Genomic DNA, 22,191 nt, shown 5'->3' on the forward strand with positions numbered 1-22,191 from the left:
ACCGAGCGCACGCAAATCGCAGATGGAGAGGCCGTTCATGGCAACGAAGATCAACGCTGGCAATTTCTTCGAGGACTTCCGCGTCGGGCAGGAACTGCCGCACGCCACGCCACGCACCATCACCACGGGCGACGTCGCCCTCTATACCGCGCTGTTCGGCGGGCGCTACGCACTGCAGTCCGCCGACACGGTGGCCGAGGCGCTGGGCCTGCCGCGCAGCCCGGTGGACGACTGGCTGGTATTCCATGTCGTCTTCGGCAAGACGGTCCCCGACGTGTCCCTGAACGCGGTGGCCAATCTGGGCTATGCCCAGGGCCGCTTCCTGAAACCGGTCTATCCCGGCGATACGCTCTCCGCGCGCTCCACGGTCATCGGCCTGAAGGAGAATTCGAACGGCAAGACCGGCACGGTCTACGTCAATTCCGTCGGCACGAACCAGCATGGCGAGACCGTGCTCGACTATTGCCGCTGGGTGATGATCCGCAAGCGTGACGAGAACGCCCCGGCGCCCGACCCCGTGGTTCCGGAACTGCCGGACCGGGTCGATCCGGCGAGCCTGCAGGCCCCGGCCATCACCCTCTCCGGCCTGGATGACACGCTGGTCGGCGCGCCATGGCGGTTCGAGGACTATGCGGTGGGGGAGCGCATCGACCATGTGGACGGCGTGACGATCGAGGAAGCCGAGCACATGATGGCGACGCGCCTCTACCAGAACACCGCCAAGGTGCATTTCAACCAGCACACGGAAGGCCAGGGCCGTTTCGGGCGGCGGCTGATCTATGGCGGCCACATCATCAGCCTGGCGCGTTCGCTCGGCTTCAATGGTCTGGGATCCGCCATGTGGGTGGCGGCGATCAACGGCGGCGCGCACACGGCACCGACTTTCGCGGGCGACACGATCTACGCCTGGTCGGAAGTGCTGGAAACGGCTGAACTGCCGGGACGGAGCGACCTGGGTGCGCTGCGTCTCAGAACCGTCGCCACCAAGAACCGGTCCTCCGGTGACTTCGCCGACAAGGGTGCGGACGGCAAGCGCGACGCGGATGTGGTGCTGGATCTGGACACCTGGGTTCTGGTCCCCCGCAGGGGCTGATCACATGACCGATGATCCGGCCTCCATCGCACGCAACCTGATCCGCAGCCAGCCAACCGCGACGCTGTCGACCATCGCGGCGGACGGGGGCTGGCCCTATGGCAGTCTTGTGCTGGTCGCGACCGACATGGCTGGACAGCCGATCCTGCTGATCTCCACCCTGGCGCAGCATACGAAGAACCTCGCCGCCGACGGTCGCGCCTCGCTGCTGTTCGACGGCACGGTCGGGCTGGCCGAGCGCCTGACCGGCGCGCGGGTCACGGTCCTGGGCCGGGCGGTTCGCTGCGAAGAAGACGCTTCGCTCCGCGCCCGCTTCCTGTCGCGCCATCCGTCAGCCGCGGGCTACGTCGACTTCGGCGACTTCGCCTTCTGGCGACTGGAAGTGGAACGTGCCCATCAGGTTGCCGGGTTCGGACGGATCAACTGGGTCGAGAAGCCCGACCTGCTGCCCGATTTCGGGGATGTCTCGGAACTGCAGGCGGCGGAGGCCGACGTGATCGGCCACATGAACGCGGACCATTCGGACGCCGTTGCGCTCTACGCCAATGTCCTCTGCCAGCGCCCCGGCGTCGGCTGGCGGCTGACCGGCATCGATCCGGAAGGGGCCGATCTGGCCCGGCCCGGCGACCACTGCCGCATCAGCTTCGACAAGCGGATCTCCTCGGCGGAGACGGCGAGGGTCGAACTGGTGCGAAAGGTGAAACGGGCGCGCGCGATGCTCAGTCGCGGATAATGCGATAGCGCACGACGCGGTCGTTGCCCGAGTCCGATATCCAGACCAGATCGCCATGGACCTCCACGCCCTCCGGCGTGGTGAACTGGTTCGGTCCCTTGCCCGGGCGTCCGGTGCCCAGGGTCAGCAGCAGTTCACCCTCGGCCGAGATGACCTTGACCTGATGGTTGTTCTTGTCTGCGGCGATGACCGTCCCGTCCGGCAACACATCCTGATAACGCACACCATTGAAGGCATAGGCCGTGCCGGACCATTCCTTCAGGATCTCGAGATCCGGTGAGAGCAGCAGCATGCGGTCGTTGCCCGCATCGGCCAGCCAGATATTGCCGTCCGGCGTCCATTCCAGATCGTGCGGCGACCGCAGCCCCTTCAGTTCGCCGACCACCACACCCTCCCGATAGACCACCACATTGTGCGACCAGGCCCCCGCGACATAGATGCGGCCATCCGGGCCAGCCAGCACACCCTCCGGCCCACGCACCCGCTCCGACAGTTCGCCGACCAGGGTCCCCCTTGTGCCGTCGAGTTCGTAGATCGTCACCCGGTTGTTGTGCGTATCGGCAACATGCAGCCGCCCGTCGGCATCGAAGTCGACATCATGGGTGCCGGACTGATGATCGGCACCGAAACTGCCGACCACCGCCAGGCTGGCCGGATCGAGGAATGCCACACGATTGTTTCCCACGTCGGAGACCAGCAGGTACTTCTGTCCGGCATCCAGTTTCAGGTCATGGGGATTGTCGAGCACCGCCGCGCTCGCCGCCTCGAAACGCAACTCGAAGGCCTGCGCCAGGCCAGGTGCCAGCAGTAGCGTGAGAGAAAGCGCCGTTGCAGTGATGATGGAACGCATAGAGACCTCCCTACCCGGTCAGATGGAGCCGAGAACCTCGATTGTTCCATCCTTCGCGACGCGCATGAACAGCATTTCACCCGATCGGGTGCTCTGGCCTGTGAGCGCGCGGATGTTGACCTGATGGCTGACCAGGACCAGCGGACCGTCGCCCTCCCATTCCGTCAGCCAGGCACGGAGGTCATCTATCTGTGCCTCCTGCCTCTCCCATTCGCGAAAGAAGGAGTTCAGTGCCGGCAGGATCGTGACGTCCCCCAGGCCCAGCAGTTCGGCGGTTTCGCGACAGCGGCACCAGGCGCTCGAGTAGACCGTTGCCGATGATATTCCGGCGGCGCGGAAGCGCTCCCCGATCCCGCGCGACTGCGCACGGCCCGCCGCATCCAGATTGCGCTGCGTCGTGCAGTCGGTGACATCGAATTCGGCAGGGTCGCCAACACCCGGTGCCAGTGCGTGACGCATGATGATGATGGCCTCGCCCTCGCGCGCGGCCTGCCACAAGGCGGCCTCATCCGCGGCCCGTGCGCCGAGCGGCAGCGTCAGCCCGACCGCGAGCAGAAGCGCGGCCAGGCGATTGAACATGTTCATTTCCGGTTCTCCAGACCCTTGCGAGCGGCTTCGATTGCCTCTCTCAATACGGTCCGGTCGCCGATATGGTTTGCCAGCAGAAGGTTCAGCCGTGCGGAAAAGGCCAGCGCATCGTCGGGCGACAGCCGTTGCACCGCGTCGATCAGTTCCTGATAGAAGCCATCCGGATCGCTGATGCAGGGCTCATGTTTCAGACTGCTCATCAGCATTCTCCCCTGATCTTCGCCAGCGCCCCGAGGATGGTTGCCGGATCCGGCGTGCGCCAGCAGGCCATGACATGCTGGTCCGGGCGGACGAGCACGACGGCGTTGTCCCGAACACCGAAGGCCGCGGCGATGCTGCCGTCGCTGTCGCGGAAATCCTGACCGGCATGCAACAGCCGCAATCCCAGGGGGGAGTCCACATGGAGTTCCGCGTTCGCCGGACCGAAGCAGAGCAGCGTGAACCCATCCCCCAGAATGTCCGTCAGATGGCTGACCGCGGCGTTGTCGGGAACCGACAGCGGCAGCGCCGGAACCGGGCTGCCCGGTCGCACGCTGCCCCGCAGTTCGTCGGCACCGTTCAGGCTGCTCTCCGTCAGGTGGGCCGGAACGGAGAGACGACCGGAATTGACCAGTGTTCGGGCAAAGGGGAAATCGCGGGCGAGATCGAGGACGGCATTGCGATAGACCTCCGACACGGGGGTCTTCGGGGTAATGAAGTCGGTGGCGCGGGTCGAGTTCAGGATGTTCTCGGCAGCGGCAAAGCGGCGTTCATCGTCGTAGCTGTCGAGCAGCGCCTGCCCCGCGCGGCCCTGAACCACCAGCGCCAGCTTCCAGCCCAGATTGTCGGCATCCTGCACGCCGCCATTGCCGCCACGGGCCCCGAAGGGACTGACCTGATGCGCGGCATCGCCGATGAACAGCACCCGGTCGTGGCGATAGCGTTCGATGGAGCGGCACTGGAAGGTGTAGAGCGATTTCCATTCCAGCTCGAACGGCGTGTCCGGTCCGATCATGCGGCGGATGCGGGCGAAGACATTCTCGTCGCGCAGTTCCTCGTCGCGATCCACGTTCCAGCCAAGCTGGAAGTCCAGACGCCAGACATTGTCCGACTGGCGATGCATCAGTGCCGATGCCTCCGGCCCCCATGGCGGATCGAAGTAGAAGCGGCGGATCGCCGGTCCCTCCCGCTGCATGATGATGTCGGCGATCAGGAAATGGTCCTCGAACACCTGGCCGGAAAAACTCAGCCCCATCTGCCTGCGGATGGTGGAGCGTACTCCGTCCGCCGCGACCAGCCAGTCACAGGGTTGCGTGTAGATGCCATCCGGCGTTTCCACAGTCAGGCAAACACCCGCCGGAGCGGTCTCCAGACCGGTGACCCGGTGGCACCAGCGCAGCTCGATCAGCGGCTGTTGCATCGCCTGCTCGACCAGGAACTGTTCCACATAGTACTGCTGGATATTGATGAAGGCCGGGAACTTGGAGTGCGGATTCTCCTGCATGTTGAAGGCATAGAGCCGTTCGCCGCGATAGAAGACGTGCCCCTCGTTCCAGGTCACGCCCTTCGCCATCATCGGTGCCGCAACCCCCAGGCGGTCCCAGATCTCCAGCGTCCGCTTGGCCTGGCAGATGGCCCGGCTGCCATCCGATACGGTGTTGTCCTCGTCCAGCACAACGGACGCCACGCCCCGTTGCGCCAGGTCCAGCGCCATGGTCAGGCCCACCTGCCCGCCCCCGACGATGACCACCTGCGCCGTTGGCGCGAGACCGTCGGCGAAGGCGGGCGGATGGTAGGGATAGACAGGATACTGGTAGGTCGCCATGGGCCCTGTTCCCTTCCCTCAGCCCTTCGGTCGGTTGTCGACGATGCGCTGCGCCTTGCCCATGGACCGGGCAACCCCGCCCACGTCCTGCAGGTCGATATGTGCGGACAGGCCGCACATGGTCTTGATGCGGTGCGCCAGATGCTGCGCCGCCGCCTTGCAGGCTGCACCGTCACCGGCGACATCAGGTTTCGGCTCCACACGGACGGTCAGTTCGTCGAGGTTTCCGGGCCGGTCCACCTGCAACTGGTAGTGCGGGCTGAGCCGGTCATCCTGCAACAGCAGTTCCTCGATCTGGGTCGGGAACAGGTTCACGCCGCGGATGATGAGCATGTCGTCGGACCGGCCGGTGATCTTCTCGATACGGCGGTGGCTGCGGGCGGTTCCGGGCAGCAGGCGTGTCAGGTCACGCGTGCGATAGCGCACCATCGGCAGGGCCTGCTTCGTCATCGTGGTGATCACCAGTTCACCGAACTCCCCGTCCGGCAGCACCTCGCCCGTCTCCGGATTGATGATCTCCGGGTAGAAGTGGTCTTCCCAGATGTGCAGGCCGTCCTTGGTCTCGAGGCATTCGACCGCAACACCCGGCCCCATGATCTCCGACAGGCCGAAGATATCGACCGCCTGCATTCCGGCACGCCCCTCGATCTCCGTGCGCATCTGTTCCGTCCAGGGCTCCGCCCCGAAGATCCCGATCTCCAGCGGACTGGCCGCCGGGTCCAGACCCATGCGTTCCATCTCGTCGGCGATGGCCAGCATGTAGCTCGGCGTCACCATGATGACGCGCGCGCCGAAGTCATGGATCAGCTGGACCTGCTTCTCCGTCTGCCCGCCGGACATGGGCACTACGGAACATCCCAGCCGCTCCGCCCCGTAATGCGCGCCCAGCCCGCCCGTGAACAGGCCATAGCCATAGGCAACATGAACGATGTCGCCGGGTCGGCCGCCCGCGGCACGGATCGACCGCGCCATCAGGTCCGCCCAGTTGTCGATGTCGGTCTGGGTATAGCCGACGACCGTCGGCTTGCCCGTCGTGCCGGAGGACGCATGAATGCGCACCACCTGCTCACGCGGGACTGCGAACATGCCGAACGGATAATTGTCCCGCAGGTCGGTCTTCACGGTGAAGGGGAATTTCGCCAGATCGGAAAGCTGTTTCATGTCGTCGGGATGCGCGCCCGCCGCATCGAAGGCGCTGCGGAAATGCGGCACGTTCTCCCAGGCATGGCGCAGGGACCACTGCAACTGCCGCAGCTGCAGGGCCGCCAGTTCGTCGCGGCTGGCGTTCTCGATCGGGTCCGGGTTGGCTCTCGGGTCGGTCATTGCTTCTCTTCTCTGCAGATCAGTGCGCTGCGGGCGCTTCGGGAACCAGCGTGCCGCCGATGGTTGCGGAGTTGCCCCGGAAGACGGCGACCTTCTCGTCACGCTGGTTCACGACTGTCACATCGTAGATGCCGCTGCGACGGCCCCGCGAGATCTCCTCCGCCGTTGCGGTCAGCACGTCACCGGCACGGGTCGGGCGCAGGAAAGTGACCTGCGCCGTCTGCGCGACCGCACTCTGGTTATGGGAGTTGCAGGCATAGGCAAATGCCGTGTCGGCAAGGGTGAAGGTCATGCCGCCGTGCCCCATGTCGTGGCCGTTCAGCATCTCGCGGCGCACGACCATGCGCAGCACCGACCGGCCCGGTGCTACCGAGACCACGTGAATGCCAAGGCGACGGGCGGCGCGGTCGGACTCCATCATGACCTCCGCCGCCGCCTCGGCCAGGCGCTGGGCGTCGGGCGGTGCCGTATCCGCCACGCTCAGCGCCCCTTGAAGTCGGCCGGGCGCTTCTCCAGGAAGGCACTGACGCCTTCCGCAAAGTCCGCCGTACTGCCTGCGTCACGCTGATATTCGCGCTCCCAGTCAAGCTGGGTATCCAGCGTGTGGGTGAAGGCGTTCTGCACCGCATTGCGGATCAGACCCAGACCACGGGTCGGCCCTTTCGCCAGCTTCTGCAGGACGGCCTCGCCCTCCGCTGCCAGCGCATCGTCATCCACGGCCTTCCAGACCAGACCCCAGTCGGCGGCCTCGTCGGCGGAGATCTTCTCCCCCAGCAGGGCCATGCCCAGTGCGCGGGCGCGCCCGACCATGCGCGGCAGATACCAGGTCGACCCCGCATCCGGCACCAGGCCGATGTTGCAGAAGGCCTGCAGGAAGCTGGCGGACCGGGCGGCGATGATGATGTCGCAGGCCATCGCGAGGCTCATGCCCGCACCGGCGCAGGGGCCGTTCACCAGCGCCACGATCGGCTTCTCCGATGATCGCATGGTCTGGATCATCGGGTTGTAGGCGATCTCCAGCGTCTTCCCGGCGTCGAACTCCGGATCGCCCGGCTTCGGCCCAGCGGAGGAAAGGTCCGCCCCGGCGCAGAAACCGCGCCCGGCACCGGTAATGGCAATGGCCCGGACGGCGTCGTCCGCGCAGGCGGCTTCCACCGCCGAAGCGATCTCCAGCGGCATCAGCCCGGTGAAGGCGTTCAGTCGCTCGGGACGGTTGAGCGTGATCCGCGCGACATTGTCCTTCACCTCGTAGAGGATGTGCTTGAATTCCATGCTGTGAACTCTCCTGTAGTCGCTGTCTCAGCGGCCCCTGAAGGCCGGCTGGCGTTTCTCCATGAAGGCGCTGACACCTTCTGCAAAGTCGTGGGTGGCGCCGGCGGTGCGCTGCATCTCCCGCTCCTCCGCCAGTTGCTCGTCCAGGGTCGCGGTCTCCGCGTGACGCAGGGCCTGCTTGATCAGGTGATAGGCGCGGGTCGGCCCCTTCGCCATTCGCGCCGCCAGCTCGCCCGCCCGCGCAAGCAGCCTGTCATCGTAGGTGCATTCCCAGATCAGCCCCTGGCTGGCCGCATCCGGCGCAGACAGCCGGTCGCCGGACAGGGCCATGCCCAGGCCCCTGGCGCGCCCGCCATGATGCGGAAACAGCCATGACCCGCCAAGGTCCGGCACGATGCCGAGGTTGGGACCGAACGTGAGCTGGAAATAGGCCGAACGGGCCGCAACGACGATGTCACAGGCCAGGGCCAGCGATGCGCCGCCGCCTGCCGCCGGACCGTTCACCGCCGCTATGACCGGCTTCGACAGGCCGATGAGCGCGCGCATCATCGGATTGAACTCCGCTTCCATCACGCTCGCGACCGCGTCGCCCGGTCGGCCATCACTGCCGGCGATGCGTTTCAGCAGACTGAGGTCGGCACCGGAGCAGAAGCCCCGCCCCGCACCTGTCAGCACCACGGCGCGAACGTCCCGGTCCCGCTCGGCCTTCTCGAAGGCATGCCAGAGCGCCATGGTCAGACCACGGTCGAGGCCGTTCAGGACCTCCGGTCGGTTCATCGTCAGCCACGCGACTCCGTTCCGCGTTTCGAAAAGCAAGGGTTCCTGAGCCATCCAAATTCCTCCCTGCCCCGTATATGCCATGCGCGGGGGCCCTTCGAACAGGGTTCCTGCGTGCGCCTGAACATGTTGAAACCAGTCAACACCGGATCATATGAACCAAATGGCCCATTCAGCAGACTTCCTGGATCGCACTTTCGGTGCCCTCTCGGATCGTACACGGCGTGCCATGCTGCAGCGGCTGGCGCGGGGCGAAGCGACCGTGAGCGAACTGGCAGCGCCCTTTGACATGTCGATGCCAGCGATCACCAAGCATCTCAACGTCCTGGAACAGGCCGGGCTGATCCAGCGTCAGCGCGATGGCCGCATGAAACGGTGCAGTATCCGCGCCGAGGGACTGAAACCCGCAGAAGACTGGCTTACAGCCCAGGCGGGGCCCGGAAACGGCAGTCCCGACCGGGCCTGAAACACGTGCCGGGCGGGATGCGCTCACCGTGTCCTGAATTATAATGCATCGCATGCCGCATCCATCGACCGGCATGCTGCATGATATTGCACTAAGCCGATCTGACTGCTAGACAGGTCCGTCAATGAACAGAAGCGGACAGGAAAGCTGTCGTCGTCTCCGACGAAAGCCGCTAGGCTCCGCCACGACAGGACAGGCGAAAGCAGAAAAGGGAGGCTTCGCAAGATGCTGAAACGCACGATTACGCTTGCCGCAGGTGCGGCAATGCTGGCCACGACGGCCATGGCCGCGGATCCGGTGAAGATCGGTTTCGTGACCACCTTGTCCAAGGGTCCGGCGGTGCTGGGGCGCGACATGCGCGACGCAGCCGATCTGGCCATGGAGCACATCGGCGCCAGGATGGGCGGCCGCGATGTGGAGATCATCTACAAGGATGACGAGATCAATCCCGGTATCGGCAAGAAGGTCACCGACGAACTGGTGCAGAAGGACCGCGTCGATTTCGTGACCGGCTATATCTGGAGCCACGTGCTGCTGGCGTCCTACAAGTCGGTCATCGGCAATGGCCCGATGCTGATTTCCGCCAATGCCGGCCCGTCCCAGATCGCGGGCGAACTCTGCAACGAGGATTTCTTCTCGACCTCCTGGCAGAACGACCAGACGCCGGAAGCCATGGGCGAGGTCCTGAACCAGCTCGGCATCAAGTCGATCTATGTCATGGCCCCGAACTATGCCGCCGGCAAGAACATGGTCGCGGGCGTGGAGCGGACCTACAAGGGCGAGATCCTGGGCAAGGACTTCACCAAGTGGCCGGACCAGATCGACTTTTCCGCTGAACTTGCAAAGGCACGCGCGGCCAAGCCCGGCGCGGTCTTCGTGTTCTATCCCGGCGGTGCAGGCGTGCAGTTCCTGAAGCAGTACTCGCAGGCTGGCCTCAAGGAAACCATTCCGCTGTACACGGTGTTCACCGTTGACGCGATCAGCCTGCCGGTGGTCAAGGACCTGGCCGTGGGCAGCCTGGCCACGCAGATGTGGTCCCCCGACCTGGACAATGCCGCGAACAAGAAGTTCGTCGATGGCTTCAAGGCCAAGTATGGCCGCTATCCGTCGTTCTATGCCGCCCAGTCCTACGACGCGATCATGCTGATCAAGGCAGGCGTCGATGCGGTCAATGGCGATACGTCCGACAAGGCCGGCATGCGGGCCGCCATGAAGAAGGCCGACTTCGGCTCCGTCCGTGGCGCGTTCACCTATGGCAACAACAACTTCCCGATCCAGAACTTCTACCTGCGGGAAGCGATCAAGAATGATGCCGGTGAATACACCGTGAAGACGGTCAAGACCGTGTTCACCGCGTATCAGGACAGCTACCACAGCAAGTGCCCGATGAACTGAGGCACTTCACCGTATGCCGGGTTCCGGGGATCACATGGTCCCCGGAACCTCGCGTCCGGTAGCCTCTGACGAGACGACATGAACTGGATCCTTCTGATAGAGCAGACCCTGAACGGCCTGCAACTCGGGTTGCTGCTGTTCCTGCTTGCCGCCGGGCTGACCCTGGTCTTCGGCATCATGGATCTGGTCAATCTGGCGCACGGCTCGCTCTATATGGTCGGCGCCTATTTCGCAGCGACATTCACCGCCTGGACCGGCTCCTTCGTCCTTGCGGTGGTGCTCGCCCTGCCCGCAACCCTGCTTGTCGGTGCCGTGGTGGAGATCGTCTGCCTTCGAACCCTCTACGATCGTGATCACCTGGATCAGGTGCTGGCCACCTTCGGCCTGATCCTGTTCTTCAACGAGCTTGTCCGGCTGGTCTGGGGACCGGCAGGACTGAGCGTGCCCCTGCCCGAGTTCCTCTCCAGTTCGCTGGAACTGGCGCCCGGTCTGATCTACCCGAGCTACCGGCTGGCAATCATCATCGCCTCGCTGCTGGCCGCCTTCTTCCTCTACTGGCTGGTGGCCCGCACCCGCATCGGCATGCTGATCCGCGCCGGGGCCTCCAACCGGGAAATGGTCGGTGCACTGGGGGTCAATATCCGGTTCCTCTTCACCATCGTCTTCGGTCTTGGCGCCGCCCTCGCCGGGCTGGCCGGCCTGATGGCCGCGCCGATTTCCACGGTGGAGATCGGCATGGGCGAGAATGTCCTGATCCTGGCCTTCGTGGTCATCGTCATCGGCGGTATCGGTTCCATCCGCGGTGCCTTCGTCTCCGCCCTGCTGATCGGTCTGATCGACACGGTGGGCCGCGCCTTCCTGCCCGATGTGATCGGTGGCTTCTTCGACGACGAGTTTGCGGACGCCGCTGCCCCGGCGCTGGCCTCCATGAGTATCTACCTGCTGATGGCAGTGATCCTGGCCTTCCGGCCCGAGGGTCTGTTCTCCGCCAGGAACGGCTGAGCCGATGCAGATGATCCGCGTCGGTTTCATTGGTCTGGTCATGCTGGCGCTGGCCGTGGTGCCGGTCGTCGCCAATGCCATCGACGAACCCTTCTACGTCTCCCTGTTCACCCGGATGCTGGTGCTGGCCATTGCCGCCAGTTCGCTGAACCTGGTGCTGGGCTATGGCGGGATGGTCAGCTTCGGCCATGCGGCCTATCTGGGACTCGGCAGCTACGTGGTGGGTATCGGGTTCTATCACGCGGCCAACGACGGCATGGACTGGGCGCTCAACGGCTGGCTGCATCTGGCCCTGGCCGTCGTCATTCCGGGAATGGCGGCACTGCTGATCGGCGCGATCTCCCTGCGTACGCGCGGCGTCTACTTCATCATGATCACGCTCGCCTTCTCGCAGATGCTCTACTATTTCTTCATCGGGCTGGAGCGCTACGGCGGCGATGACGGGCTCAGTCTCTGGTATCTGAGCGACTTCGGGGACGTCATGGACCTGAACGACGACTCACAGCTCTACTACCTCGCCTACGGGCTGCTGGTGCTGGTGCTGTTCACCCTCTACCGGCTGGTCAACTCCCGCTTCGGCATGGTCGTGCGCGGCGCGAAGTCCAATGAGCGACGGCTGATGGCCGTGGGCTTTCCCACCTACCGCTATCGCCTGGTCGCCTTCGGCATTTCCGGTGCGATCTGCGGCGTCGCCGGTTTCCTGATGGCCAACCAGTCGGAGTTCGTCAGCACGTCGGAGATGCACTGGGTGCATTCGGGCGACCTGATCGTCATGGTCGTGCTGGGCGGCATGGGCACCCTTTTCGGACCCGTGCTGGGCGCCGTCGGTTTCCTGATGCTGGAACAGTACCTGCCGGAACTGATGGAGGGCGTCTGCCACATCATCGGCGGCGAGAGCTGCGGTATTGCCGGGGAATACTGGAAGATGGTCTTTGGTCCCCTGCTGATCCTGATCGTGCTGTTCGCGCGCGGCGGCATCGACGGCCTGCTGCAGGGCAAGGTGGGCCGCAATGTCTGAGGCGCTGACCATCGAGGGGCTGGTGAAACAGTTCGGTGGCCTGACCGCGACCGACCACCTCTCCCTGTCGGTGACCCAGGGCGAAGTCCACGCTGTCATCGGCCCCAACGGGGCGGGCAAGACCACCCTGATCGGACAGTTGACCGGCGAGATCACGCCAGACGCCGGCACGATAAGGTTTGCCGGGCGGGACGTGACCGGCCTGGCCGTTCACCGCCGTTCCATGCTGGGGCTCGCCCGATCGTTCCAGATCACCAATGTGCTGGCCGACTTCACTGCACGGGCCAATGTGGCGCTGGCGGTGCAGGCGCATCAGGGCCATTCGTTCCGGTTCTGGCGCAAGGCCGCGACGGACCCGCGACTGATCGGCCCGGCCGAGGAGCATCTGGCGACCGTCGGCCTGGCCGACCGCGCCGATGTCACCGCCTCCAGCCTCAGCCACGGCGAACAGCGCCAGCTCGAACTCGCCATGGCCCTGGCGACGCGGCCGGCAATGCTGCTGCTGGACGAGCCGATGGCGGGCATGGGGCCGGAAGACAGCGCCCGCATGGTGGAGATCCTGAAACGCCTGAAGGGTGAACTGACGATCCTGCTGGTGGAGCATGACATGGACGCCGTCTTCGCCCTGGCCGACCGCATCACCGTGCTGGTCTATGGCCGCGCCATCGCCACCGGCGCACCGGAGCAGATCCGCAATGACCCGGATGTTCGCGCCGCCTATCTGGGCGAGGAGACCGGCGATGCTTGAAGTCGCGGACCTCGAGACCTCCTACGGCCAGAGCCAGGTGCTGTTCGGCATGAACCTGTCCATCGAAGCGGGCCAGGTGGTGACCCTGATGGGCCGCAACGGCATGGGCAAGACGACCACTGTCCGCTCCATCATGGGCCTGACGAAGGGACATGCCGGATCGATCCGGTTCGAGGGGACGGAGATCCGGGGCATGCCGTCCTATCGGGTGGCGAAGATGGGGCTGGGACTGGTGCCGGAGGGACGGCAGATCTTCCCCAACCTTTCCGTCCGGGAGAATCTGGTCGCCACCGCCGACAACCGCTCCCCCGGCGCGGCACGCTGGACGCTGGAAAGTGTTCTGGCCGCCTTCCCGCGCCTTTCGGAGCGTGCCGGCAACATGGGCAATCAGCTCTCGGGCGGGGAACAGCAGATGCTGGCGGTCGCCCGGGCACTGATGACCAATCCGCGCCTGCTGATCCTGGACGAGGCAACCGAGGGCCTGGCCCCCCTGATACGGCAGGAAATCTGGTCGATACTGGGCAGCCTGAAGGCGGAGGGCCAGGCCATCCTGGTCATCGACAAGAACGTCGCGGCCCTGAAACGGCTCGCCGACCGGCATTGCTTCATCGAAAAGGGCAGGGTCGCCTGGTCAGGCACGACAGCGGAGCTGAATGCCGCCGCTGACATCGAACAGCGCTATCTGGGCGTCTGATCCCGTCTGAACCCAGCGTTCATGATTTCTATACTGAATCCGGACAACACTGCCGCCAAGCAATCCACAAGAGCGTCGGCGGGGAAAGTCCAGCATGTATGATCTCGACAATGGTGCAGAAGCACGCCGCATCTCTGACGCCGCCATGCAGTTGCTCGAGGCCTACGAGATTCCGCCAAACCCCGACTACTTCCGCCTGATGTACGACTATGTCTCCGGTCGCGATCCGGTTGTCACCCGCCAGCTCGGCGATGCCGCAAGCGAGAGCAACGCACGGTTCCGCCGTGTCGCCACCGACCTGCTGCTGCATCATTATGGCGAAGGCCGCACCCTGAACCTGCTGTCGGAAACCGGTGGTGCGCTTGGCGAGATCGTCAACCGTTCCGTCGGCCAGCTCGCCGATGCCGGCTCGGAGGCCAAGGAATTCAGTTCCGAACTCGGTGGTTTCGCGGATGGCCTCGGTGAGGTCAATGCCGAGGTGAGCGTCAGCACCCTGGTCGAACAGATGGTCACATCCACACGTCGGATGCAGGCGAAATGCGCCAAGCTGGAGACGGATCTCACCCAGTCCAGCAACGAGATCAACAACCTGCGCAACAAGCTCGACGAGACCCGCGCGGAGGCACTGACAGACAAGCTGACGGGCATCTCCAACCGGGCAGGCTTCGACAAGGCACTGAATACCGCCATCGTCGAGACGCGTGACGAGAATGCGCCCATGACGCTGATCATGTGCGACATCGACAACTTCAAGAAGTTCAATGACAACTATGGTCATCAGGTCGGCGATCAGGTCCTGCGCCTGGTGGGCGGAATCCTGCGCAGCACGCTGAAGGGTCAGGACATTCCCTGCCGCTACGGCGGCGAGGAGTTCGCCATGATACTGCCGCGCACCGATGTTGTCGGCGCGAGCAAGGTTGCGGAAGCCATCCGCGTCATGATCGAACGCAAGCGCATCGTGCGCAAGAGCACGGGCGAAGCCATCTCGCGCGTCACCATGTCGTTCGGTATCGCCGAGTATCTGCCCGGCGAAGCGGGCACCGATCTGATCGAACGGGCCGACAATGCGCTCTACCGCGCCAAGAACGAAGGCCGCAATCGTGTCTGCATCGGGGCGCAGGCAACCGAGAAACCCAAGTCAGGGACCCCCTCCGTGATGGCCGCCGCCGGTTGAGCCGCTGAGACAGAAGGCTTTACACGCCAGGCGATAAGCGTCTATTCAGCCCGACGATCATCTCATCGGAGAACGCCACCCATGCCCAAACCCGAATGGGGTGCCAAGCACAGTTGCTCAAGCTGTGGCACCAAGTTCTACGACTTCAACAAGACGCCGCTGATCTGCCCCAAGTGCGGAACGGAGAACCAGCCGCTGGTGGTGTTCAAGCAGCGTCGCCCGACACCGGCTGACCCGCCGAAGAAGCCGACCCCCACGAAACCCGTCAAGGCCGTCAGCGATGACGATGATGATGACGACGATCTGGAGGTCGATGACGACGATACCCTGCTCGACGACGACGACGATGACGATGATGTCTCGCTGTCGGTGGACGATGACGAGGATGACGCGCCCGTGCCCGGCACCCCCGACGTCGACGAGGACGACGACGACGAGCCCGTTGACCTGGGTGACCCGGACATCGATGACGATGACGACGACATGTCCGACGACGACGAGGACGACGACGACACGAAGTAGCGTTCCGGTTCGCGACCACGGGAACCATCATGATACCGAAGCCGCTGCCCCGGACCCTGGTTCGGCGTGGCGGCTTCTTCGTTTCCGCCACCCGCGCATGGAAGCGCAACCGATTGACGCCATGGTTTAACTGACTAGAGTTCAGTTAGATCGGTTCCGCCTGCTGCGGAACATCAGGATGCGATCAGGGGAGCTGGCGGAATGACCGCAATCGAGCAGAGCAGTCCGGCGCGGGCCGGTGAGCACGATCTGGCCCACCTGCCGGGTCACAAGGGCATGCCGGTGCTCGGTGACACGCTGAAGTTCCTGAAGGACCCCATGGGGCTGCAGCGGCAGAACTACAGCGAGTACGGCACGGTCTACAAGGCCAGGACGTTCATGCAGTGGAACGTCACCATGCTGGGCCCGGACGCGCTCGAGTTGGTGCTGATGGATCGGGAGAAGAACTTCTCCTCCAAACTCGGCTGGTCGCACATGCTGCGCCGCCTCTTCTCGGACGGTCTGATGCTGCGCGACTTCGACGACCACCGGGCGCACCGCCGCATCATGCAGGTGGCGTTCAAGCCGGAGCCGATGAAGGATTACCTGCTGCGCATGAATGGCGGTATCGAGGCGCGGCTGGACGAGTGGTCGAAGATGTCGGAGTTCAAGTTCTACCCGGCAATCAAGGAACTGACGCTCGATCTCGGTGCCAGCGTGTTCCTGGGCCTGGACATGGGTCCCGAAGCCCGCCGCATCAATCAGGCCTTCGTCGATGAGGTTGCCGCCGCCGTCTCGGTCGTGCGCCGACCGGTGCCCGGGCTGGCGATGGCCCGGGGGGTCAAGGCACGCAAGTTCCTGAACGAATTCTTCCGCGACCTCATTCCGGTGCGGCGTGCGGGCAGTGGTGACGACATGTTCACCCAGCTCTGCCAGGCGGAGTCAGAGGACGGGCAGAAACTGTCGGATCAGGAAATCATCGATCACCTGAACTTCCTGCTGATGGCCGCACACGACACCACGACCAGTTCCCTGACCACCATGTTCTGGGCACTGGCTGCCTTCCCGGAATGGCAGGAACGGATCAGGGCCGAAGTCGCCGAGATCGGGGGTGCGCACCTGACCTATGACCGCATGGGCGACATGGATTATGCGGAACGGACCTTCAACGAGGCGCTGCGCTGCATGCCGCCCGTTCCCTTCATTCCGCGCCGGGTGATGCGCGATTTCGAGTTTCAGGGGAAGACCATACCGGCCGGCACCAATGTCAGCGTCAGCCCGGGTTTCGTGCACATGATGCCGGAGCTGTGGACGGAACCGGAGAAATTCGATCCCGACCGCTTCTCCGCCAATCGGGCCGAGCACCGCAATCACAAGTTCGCCTGGGCGCCGTTTGGCGGCGGCGCGCACAAGTGCCTGGGGATGCATTTCGCCTACATGCAGGTCAAGGCGTTCTCCTTCCAGTTCCTGCAGCGGTTCCGGGTCAGTGTCGAACCGGGGTACGAACCCGAGTGGGCGCGCATCCCGATCCCGAAGCCCCTGGACGGCCTGCCGGTGAAGCTGGAGCAGCTCTGAGACCGCACGGCTGTCCCTGCTTTCAAGGTTGCCGCCGGGTGGCGGGAGCCACTACGGTTCAGCCATGAACGACCATGTCATCGACCAGGGCTTCGATGCCTATACCGACAGCGATCACGCCGTCTGGCGCACCCTGTTCGAGCGTCAGTCGAAGCTGCTGCCCGGTCGCGCGGCACCGGAGTTCGTGGAGGGGCTGAAGGCCCTGGGCGTGGCGGCGGACGGCATCCCGGACTTCGAGGCGCTTTCCGACATCCTGGAGGCAGCCACCGGCTGGCGCATCGTCGCCGTCGCCGGACTGGTCCCCGATGACGTGTTCTTCCGCCACCTGGCCAATCGCCGTTTTCCGGTCACCAACTGGATCCGCAAGCCGGAACAGCTCGATTACCTGCAGGAACCGGACGTGTTTCACGACTGCTTCGGACATGTGCCGATGCTGTTCAATCCGGTCTTTGCCGACTACATGGCCGCCTATGGTCGGGGCGGCATCAAGGCGCTGAACCTCGGCGCGCTGAAACTGCTGGCGCGGCTGTACTGGTACACGGTGGAATTCGGCCTGATCCGCACCGATGCGGGCCTGCGCATCTATGGCGCGGGCATTGTCTCCTCCAGGGGGGAAACGACCTTCAGTCTGGAGGATGAAACACCGAACCGGCTCGCCTTCGACCTGTTGCGCATCATGCGCACCGACTACATCATCGACCACTATCAGCAGACCTATTTCGTCATCGACTCCTACGACCAGCTGTTCGATGCCACCCGCCCGGACTTCACGCCCTACTACGCGCAGTTGAAGCCCCTGCCGAGCCTGGACCCCGATCAGGTTCTGCCCACCGACGAGCGGATCTGACAGATGGGCCAGGTCACCGACCGGCGGTCGCGCCATGGAATGGACTGACGACGGCATCGTGCTGTCGTCACGCCGTCTGGGCGAAGGCGGCGCGATTGTCAGCCTGCTGACCGAGTCCCAGGGCCGTCACGCCGGTCTGGTGCGCGGTGCGGGATCGAAGCGGCAGCGCGGTGTGATCATGCTGGGCAATACCGTCCACGCCACCTGGCGGGCCCGGCTGGCCGACCATCTGGGCACCATGCGGCTCGAACCCGCGATCAGTCGCACCAACATGGTGCTGGACGATCCGGTGCGCCTTGCCGCGCTGGCCAGTGCCGCCATGCTGCTGGAGGGTGGCCTGCCGGAGCGCGAAGCCCACCCGGTACTGTTCCGCGCCACCACGATCCTGTTCGATGCCATCGCTGCCGGTACGGACGACTGGGTCGAAGCCTACTTCGGCTGGGAAGTCGGGCTGCTGTCGGAGATGGGTTTCGGGCTGGACCTTTCACGCTGTGCCGGGACCGGTGCCACGGCAGATCTGGGCTATGTCTCACCGAAATCCGCGCGGGCCGTCTCGTTGGTTGCAGGCCAGCCCTACGCGGAGAAGCTGCTGCCCCTGCCCCGCTTTCTGGTCGGGGGGCGCGGACGCCCGGTGGCGAATCACCCGGCGACTGACTGGGCCGACGCCGCCCAACTGACCGGCCACTTCCTCGAACGCCAGGTCTTCCCCCGCGAGGACGGCGGCTTGCCTGCCGCACGCGGGCGATTTGTTGAGTTGCTCTTGCGTCGGACCACTACATCTGGTGTGTTGAGCGACAGATTACCGGACTCGCCCGAAGACGCATGACCCCGCGCGTCAGGGCCGGTCCCCCGACAAGGAAACGCCCGCGCCATGAGTGAACTTTCCCCCCCCGACAAGGAAAACGTCACCCCGGTCCCGCTCAGCGATGCATTGAGCGAGCGTTATCTGGCCTATGCGCTCTCGACCATCGTTTCGCGATCCCTGCCGGACGTGCGCGACGGGCTGAAACCCGTTCACCGGCGGCTGCTCTACGCCATGCGCCTGCTGCGCCTCGACCCCGATGCCGGTTTCAAGAAATGCGCCCGCATCGTCGGCGACGTGATGGGCAAGTTTCACCCCCACGGCGACCAGGCGATCTATGACGCGCTGGTGCGGCTGGCGCAGGACTTCGCGGTGCGTTACCCGCTGGTGGAGGGACAGGGCAACTTCGGCAATGTGGACGGCGATAACGCCGCCGCCATGCGGTACACGGAGGCGCGGCTGACCCGCATTGCCGAGCGCCTGCTGGAAGGCATCGACGAGGATGCGGTCGATTTCCAGACCACCTATGACGGGGAGGAGAACGAGCCGCTGGTGCTGCCGGCGGCGTTCCCCAACCTGCTGGCCAATGGGGCGGCGGGGATCGCGGTGGGCATGGCCACCAACATTCCGCCGCACAACGCCACGGAGATCTGCGAGGCCCTGCTGTGGATGCTGGAGCGCCGCGCCGACATCCCCGCCGACGAGAGCGAGGAAGACCGCCAGAAGCGTGTAAACCGCTGGCACCGCAGCCTGATGTCGCGGATGCCCGGTCCCGACTTCCCCACCGGCGGCATCATCGTCACCGACCCGGCCACGATCTCCGACGCCTATCTGTCCGGGCGTGGCGGGATCCGCCTGCGGGCGCGCTGGGAGAAGGAGTCCGCCGGTCACGGCACCTATCAGATCAGGGTGTTCGAACTGCCCTACCAGGTGCAGAAGGGCAAGCTGGTGGAGAAGATCGCCCAGCTGATCAACGACAAGAAGCTGATGGCGCTGGCCGATGTGCGCGATGAATCCGCCGACGATATCCGCCTGATCCTGGAACCCCGGTCCCGCACCATCGACGCCGACGCCCTGATGGAGCAGCTGTTCCGCCAGACGGATCTGGAAGTGCGTTTCAACCTGAACATGAACGCCCTCGACGCCAGCCGCACCCCGCGCGTCATGCCGCTGCACGACATGCTGCAGGGCTGGCTGGACCACCGCCACGTGGTGCTGCAGCGCCGCACCCGGCACCGGCTGGCGAAGATCGCCGACCGGCTGGAGGTGCTGGGCGGCTATCTCGTCGCCTTCCTGAACCTGGATGAGGTCATCCGCATCATTCGGGAGAACGACCGCCCGAAGGAAATCCTGATGAAACGCTTTACCCTGACCGAGCGTCAGGCGCAGGCGATCCTGGACATGCGGCTGCGCCAGTTGCGCAAGCTGGAGGAGATGGAGATCCGCAGCGAGCATGACGCGCTGACGCTGGAGAAGGCGGAACTGGAAGACCTGCTGGGCGACGAGATGAAGCGCTGGGCGCAGATCGGCGATCAGGTAAGGACGCTGCGCGCCGAACTGAAGAAGCTGCCGGAGCTGGCACAGCGCCGCACAGGCTTCGGCGACGAGCCGTCGGAGGAACTGGCGCAGGCGGCGGCAGAAGTCCTGATCGAGCGGGAGCCGATCACCGTCATCTGCTCGGAGAAGGGCTGGATCCGCGCCGCCAAGGGCCACATCGACCTGACGACGGAGCTGAAATACAAGGACGGCGACCAGGGCCGCTTCAGCTTCCATGCCCAGACCACCGACAAGCTGCTGGTCTTTGCCACCGACGGGCGCATCTTCACACTGGGTTGCGACAAGCTGCCGGGCGGGCGCGGTCACGGGGAGCCTGTCCGCCTGATCATCGACCTGCCGAACGACCAGGAGATCGTGGATCTGCTGGTCCACACACCAGGCGCGAAGCGGCTCATCGCCTCCTCCGCCGGGCGCGGCTTCGTGGTGGCGGAGGATGACGTGCTGGCCTCCACCCGCAACGGCCGCCAGGTGCTGAACCTCGGCAAGGGCGAGACCGCACAGGCCTTCGTTCCGGTCACAGGCGACCATGTCGCGGTCATCGGCAGGAACCGGAAGCTGCTGGTCTTTCCCCTGACGGAAATGCCGGAGATGGGGCGCGGCAAGGGCGTCATGCTGCAGCGCTACAAGGACGGCGGCATGGCCGACGTGAAGACCTTCACCGCCGCGGACGGTCTCACCTGGACCGGCCCGTCAGGCCGCACAGGCCGGGAAGATGACTTCTCCGACTGGCTCGCCAAACGCGCCAGCGCCGGCCGCATGGCCCCGCGCGGTTTCAACAAGACGGGCTTGTTCGGGTAAACGGAGCGAGCTCTTGAACAAGGAGCACCAACGCACATTCTTTATGGCTGACTAAATTTTTTTGGAGAAGAGCAGCCACGGCGCACTTCTCAATGCACCGTGGCCGTATCGTGAATCATGATGGTTCGCTCTTACTGGTGGCGACTTGGCAACCCGGCCTGCCACCGAACCATATCCCCGATAATCGGGAATATGTCGTTGTGCTTCGCACCAAATCTGATGAATCCGTTTTGATACGATCCGATATCTCGGTTGGCACTCCCATCATCAATAGGCAGCCAATCTGACAACTCCTGGAGTTTGTATGTCTCGATCTCATGTTGATCCAAATCATAGAATCGCCAGACAGGATTCTGATGCGAAAAGTCGATTCTTTCGACAGAATTCATTAATCTGTCGAACAATTCCTCCGCGTTTTCAGGACGTCGATTACTAAAATTTAAATCATATGTCAATTTTGCAATAGATTTCAGCACAACTGGTTGCGCTGAAACTGTAATTTCTTTCGACATGCTGCTGCGCCAGATAGCGCGGCAAGGTCAGGGGTTCGCGCGTCAGCGGATGCCCCTGCCGTACCACCACCGAGAGCCATTCGCGCCCCAGCCGGGTCCGGTGAATGCTGTCCGTCAGCGGCAGCGGCACATCCATGCCGAGGTCGATGCGGCCGGAAGCCAGCTCGCGTTCGATGTCCCGCCGGTCAACGCGGACCACCAGCAGGTCGATACCGGGTGCGGAGGCCCCGAGCTCCACCATCAGCGGCGGCAGGATCGCGGCCTGCATCGCCTCCCGCATCGCGATGGTGAAACGTTTCGTGGCCGTTGCCGGGTCAAAGCCGTCCGCGCGGCCCAGCGTTTCCTCCAGCCCCTGCAGGGAGGACCGGACCTGTTCGATGATCCGCCGCGCCAGCGGGGTGGGGGCCATCGTACGGCCACTGCGTTGGAACAGCGGATCATCGAACATCTCCCGCAGCCTGCCCAGGGCATGGCTCACGGCAGGCTGGGACAGGTTCAGCCGACGGCTGGCAGCGGTGATGCCGCCCTCCGCATAGATCGCTTCCATGACCACGAAGAGGTTGAGATCGACTCGGGACAAATTCATCTGGTGCATCTTTCAGAATGCAAACAATGCATTTCACAGATGATACGAACAGGCGCACCCTCCGCGCAACTGGTGA

The 22,191-nt window shown here is 64.4% G+C and carries 23 protein-coding genes; 14 read left to right on the plus strand and 9 right to left on the minus strand.

The features are described from left to right. The first annotated feature begins 37 nt into the window (after nt 1–37). Together QGV55_RS15785 and QGV55_RS15790 are read left to right on the plus strand one after the other, a co-directional pair. Entirely contained in the window at nt 38–1,093 is a 1,056-nt protein-coding gene (locus QGV55_RS15785) for a MaoC family dehydratase (RefSeq protein WP_281019692.1), read from the plus strand. A gap of 4 nt (nt 1,094–1,097) precedes the next feature. Beyond that, nucleotides 1,098–1,826, plus strand: a complete 729-nt coding sequence (locus QGV55_RS15790; protein WP_281019691.1) for a DUF2470 domain-containing protein — start codon at nt 1,098–1,100, stop codon at nt 1,824–1,826. Here QGV55_RS15790 and QGV55_RS15795 read toward each other — a convergent pair. The 8 genes from QGV55_RS15795 to QGV55_RS15830 are packed head-to-tail and all read right to left on the minus strand — an operon-like array spanning nt 1,813 to nt 8,494. Continuing rightward, a complete protein-coding gene (locus tag QGV55_RS15795) occupies nt 1,813–2,676 on the minus strand; it encodes an NHL repeat-containing protein (RefSeq protein ID WP_281019690.1) in 864 nt (287 codons plus the stop codon). The two genes, QGV55_RS15790 and QGV55_RS15795, sit on opposite strands and share 14 nt — an antisense overlap. Before the next feature lie 18 nt (nt 2,677–2,694). After that, nucleotides 2,695–3,261, minus strand: coding sequence for a histidine phosphatase family protein (locus QGV55_RS15800; RefSeq protein ID WP_281019689.1), 567 nt, complete (start codon nt 3,259–3,261; stop codon nt 2,695–2,697). Further along, nucleotides 3,258–3,464, minus strand: coding sequence for a DUF2783 domain-containing protein (locus QGV55_RS15805; protein ID WP_281019688.1), 207 nt, complete (start codon nt 3,462–3,464; stop codon nt 3,258–3,260). Before QGV55_RS15805 ends, QGV55_RS15800 begins: the two co-directional genes overlap by 4 nt. Further along, entirely contained in the window at nt 3,464–5,068 is a 1,605-nt protein-coding gene (locus tag QGV55_RS15810) for an FAD-dependent oxidoreductase (RefSeq protein ID WP_281019687.1), read from the minus strand. The genes QGV55_RS15805 and QGV55_RS15810 overlap by 1 nt, the downstream gene beginning before the upstream one ends. Nucleotides 5,069–5,086: 18 nt before the next feature. Beyond that, nucleotides 5,087–6,391, minus strand: a complete 1,305-nt coding sequence (gene paaK, locus QGV55_RS15815) for a phenylacetate--CoA ligase PaaK (protein WP_281019686.1) — start codon at nt 6,389–6,391, stop codon at nt 5,087–5,089. Nucleotides 6,392–6,410: 19 nt separating this feature from the next. Further along, nucleotides 6,411–6,875, minus strand: a complete 465-nt coding sequence (paaI, locus tag QGV55_RS15820) for a hydroxyphenylacetyl-CoA thioesterase PaaI (protein WP_348637684.1) — start codon at nt 6,873–6,875, stop codon at nt 6,411–6,413. Then, complete coding sequence (paaG, locus tag QGV55_RS15825; RefSeq protein WP_281019684.1) at nt 6,872–7,663, minus strand: 2-(1,2-epoxy-1,2-dihydrophenyl)acetyl-CoA isomerase PaaG; 792 nt, start codon at nt 7,661–7,663, stop codon at nt 6,872–6,874. The genes paaI and paaG overlap by 4 nt, the downstream gene beginning before the upstream one ends. 27 nt (nt 7,664–7,690) lie before the next feature. After that, a complete protein-coding gene (locus tag QGV55_RS15830; RefSeq protein WP_281019683.1) occupies nt 7,691–8,494 on the minus strand; it encodes an enoyl-CoA hydratase-related protein in 804 nt (267 codons plus the stop codon). 109 nt (nt 8,495–8,603) lie between these two features. On the opposite strand from QGV55_RS15830, the gene QGV55_RS15835 reads away from it, so the two are divergent. From QGV55_RS15835 to parC, 12 genes are all read left to right on the plus strand, one after another. Then, a complete protein-coding gene (locus QGV55_RS15835) occupies nt 8,604–8,906 on the plus strand; it encodes a metalloregulator ArsR/SmtB family transcription factor (RefSeq protein WP_281019682.1) in 303 nt (100 codons plus the stop codon). Between the two features lie 225 nt (nt 8,907–9,131). Then, a complete protein-coding gene (locus QGV55_RS15840; protein WP_281019681.1) occupies nt 9,132–10,301 on the plus strand; it encodes an ABC transporter substrate-binding protein in 1,170 nt (389 codons plus the stop codon). A gap of 78 nt (nt 10,302–10,379) precedes the next feature. Further along, nucleotides 10,380–11,303 (plus strand): branched-chain amino acid ABC transporter permease, encoded by a 924-nt coding sequence (locus QGV55_RS15845; protein WP_281019680.1) that lies wholly within the window; start codon nt 10,380–10,382, stop codon nt 11,301–11,303. Between the two features lie 4 nt (nt 11,304–11,307). Beyond that, nucleotides 11,308–12,321: a branched-chain amino acid ABC transporter permease gene (locus tag QGV55_RS15850; protein ID WP_281019679.1), complete on the plus strand. Its 1,014-nt coding sequence runs from the start codon at nt 11,308–11,310 to the stop codon at nt 12,319–12,321. Continuing rightward, entirely contained in the window at nt 12,314–13,069 is a 756-nt protein-coding gene (locus QGV55_RS15855) for an ABC transporter ATP-binding protein (RefSeq protein WP_281019678.1), read from the plus strand. The genes QGV55_RS15850 and QGV55_RS15855 overlap by 8 nt, the downstream gene beginning before the upstream one ends. Then, nucleotides 13,062–13,763, plus strand: coding sequence for an ABC transporter ATP-binding protein (locus QGV55_RS15860; RefSeq protein ID WP_281019677.1), 702 nt, complete (start codon nt 13,062–13,064; stop codon nt 13,761–13,763). Before QGV55_RS15855 ends, QGV55_RS15860 begins: the two co-directional genes overlap by 8 nt. A gap of 94 nt (nt 13,764–13,857) precedes the next feature. Next, nucleotides 13,858–14,937, plus strand: a complete 1,080-nt coding sequence (locus QGV55_RS15865; RefSeq protein ID WP_281019676.1) for a GGDEF domain-containing protein — start codon at nt 13,858–13,860, stop codon at nt 14,935–14,937. Between the two features lie 81 nt (nt 14,938–15,018). Then, the gene (locus QGV55_RS15870) at nt 15,019–15,459 is read left to right on the plus strand and encodes a TIGR02300 family protein (protein ID WP_281019675.1); all 441 of its coding nucleotides are present in this window, start codon (nt 15,019–15,021) and stop codon (nt 15,457–15,459) included. Nucleotides 15,460–15,660: 201 nt separating this feature from the next. Continuing rightward, on the plus strand, nt 15,661–17,013 hold the full coding sequence (locus tag QGV55_RS15875; protein ID WP_281019674.1) for a cytochrome P450: 1,353 nt from the start codon (nt 15,661–15,663) through the stop codon (nt 17,011–17,013). A gap of 64 nt (nt 17,014–17,077) precedes the next feature. Continuing rightward, complete coding sequence (gene phhA / locus QGV55_RS15880) at nt 17,078–17,860, plus strand: phenylalanine 4-monooxygenase (protein ID WP_281019673.1); 783 nt, start codon at nt 17,078–17,080, stop codon at nt 17,858–17,860. Between the two features lie 34 nt (nt 17,861–17,894). Continuing rightward, a complete protein-coding gene (gene recO, locus QGV55_RS15885) occupies nt 17,895–18,686 on the plus strand; it encodes a DNA repair protein RecO (RefSeq protein ID WP_281019672.1) in 792 nt (263 codons plus the stop codon). 45 nt (nt 18,687–18,731) lie between these two features. Then, on the plus strand, nt 18,732–21,017 hold the full coding sequence (gene parC, locus QGV55_RS15890; RefSeq protein WP_281019671.1) for a DNA topoisomerase IV subunit A: 2,286 nt from the start codon (nt 18,732–18,734) through the stop codon (nt 21,015–21,017). Nucleotides 21,018–21,461: 444 nt separating this feature from the next. On the opposite strand, the gene QGV55_RS15895 is transcribed toward parC, so the two are convergent. Beyond that, on the minus strand, nt 21,462–22,115 hold the full coding sequence (locus QGV55_RS15895; protein WP_281019670.1) for a LysR family transcriptional regulator: 654 nt from the start codon (nt 22,113–22,115) through the stop codon (nt 21,462–21,464). Nucleotides 22,116–22,191: the final 76 nt, after the last annotated feature.

It is taken from the genome of Minwuia sp. IMCC3009 (assembly GCF_029909415.1).
Classification (GTDB): domain Bacteria; phylum Pseudomonadota; class Alphaproteobacteria; order Minwuiales; family Minwuiaceae; genus Minwuia.

Excerpts from the sequence above, each read along its gene's own strand:
- QGV55_RS15835 (WP_281019682.1), top strand. The coding sequence starts at position 8,604 with ATGGCCCATTCAGCAGACTTCCTGGATCGCACTTTCGGTGCCCTCTCG.
- QGV55_RS15790 (WP_281019691.1), top strand. The coding sequence starts at position 1,098 with ATGACCGATGATCCGGCCTCCATCGCACGCAACCTGATCCGCAGCCAG.
- QGV55_RS15895 (WP_281019670.1), bottom strand. The coding sequence starts at position 22,115 with ATGAATTTGTCCCGAGTCGATCTCAACCTCTTCGTGGTCATGGAAGCG.
- QGV55_RS15875 (WP_281019674.1), top strand. The coding sequence starts at position 15,661 with ATGACCGCAATCGAGCAGAGCAGTCCGGCGCGGGCCGGTGAGCACGAT.
- QGV55_RS15860 (WP_281019677.1), top strand. The coding sequence starts at position 13,062 with ATGCTTGAAGTCGCGGACCTCGAGACCTCCTACGGCCAGAGCCAGGTG.
- QGV55_RS15865 (WP_281019676.1), top strand. The coding sequence starts at position 13,858 with ATGTATGATCTCGACAATGGTGCAGAAGCACGCCGCATCTCTGACGCC.
- QGV55_RS15840 (WP_281019681.1), top strand. The coding sequence starts at position 9,132 with ATGCTGAAACGCACGATTACGCTTGCCGCAGGTGCGGCAATGCTGGCC.
- QGV55_RS15805 (WP_281019688.1), bottom strand. The coding sequence starts at position 3,464 with ATGAGCAGTCTGAAACATGAGCCCTGCATCAGCGATCCGGATGGCTTC.
- QGV55_RS15785 (WP_281019692.1), top strand. The coding sequence starts at position 38 with ATGGCAACGAAGATCAACGCTGGCAATTTCTTCGAGGACTTCCGCGTC.
- QGV55_RS15800 (WP_281019689.1), bottom strand. The coding sequence starts at position 3,261 with ATGAACATGTTCAATCGCCTGGCCGCGCTTCTGCTCGCGGTCGGGCTG.
- paaK (WP_281019686.1), bottom strand. The coding sequence starts at position 6,391 with ATGACCGACCCGAGAGCCAACCCGGACCCGATCGAGAACGCCAGCCGC.
- QGV55_RS15795 (WP_281019690.1), bottom strand. The coding sequence starts at position 2,676 with ATGCGTTCCATCATCACTGCAACGGCGCTTTCTCTCACGCTACTGCTG.
- QGV55_RS15845 (WP_281019680.1), top strand. The coding sequence starts at position 10,380 with ATGAACTGGATCCTTCTGATAGAGCAGACCCTGAACGGCCTGCAACTC.
- parC (WP_281019671.1), top strand. The coding sequence starts at position 18,732 with ATGAGTGAACTTTCCCCCCCCGACAAGGAAAACGTCACCCCGGTCCCG.
- QGV55_RS15810 (WP_281019687.1), bottom strand. The coding sequence starts at position 5,068 with ATGGCGACCTACCAGTATCCTGTCTATCCCTACCATCCGCCCGCCTTC.
- QGV55_RS15870 (WP_281019675.1), top strand. The coding sequence starts at position 15,019 with ATGCCCAAACCCGAATGGGGTGCCAAGCACAGTTGCTCAAGCTGTGGC.
- phhA (WP_281019673.1), top strand. The coding sequence starts at position 17,078 with ATGAACGACCATGTCATCGACCAGGGCTTCGATGCCTATACCGACAGC.
- QGV55_RS15850 (WP_281019679.1), top strand. The coding sequence starts at position 11,308 with ATGCAGATGATCCGCGTCGGTTTCATTGGTCTGGTCATGCTGGCGCTG.
- paaG (WP_281019684.1), bottom strand. The coding sequence starts at position 7,663 with ATGGAATTCAAGCACATCCTCTACGAGGTGAAGGACAATGTCGCGCGG.
- QGV55_RS15855 (WP_281019678.1), top strand. The coding sequence starts at position 12,314 with ATGTCTGAGGCGCTGACCATCGAGGGGCTGGTGAAACAGTTCGGTGGC.
- QGV55_RS15830 (WP_281019683.1), bottom strand. The coding sequence starts at position 8,494 with ATGGCTCAGGAACCCTTGCTTTTCGAAACGCGGAACGGAGTCGCGTGG.
- recO (WP_281019672.1), top strand. The coding sequence starts at position 17,895 with ATGGAATGGACTGACGACGGCATCGTGCTGTCGTCACGCCGTCTGGGC.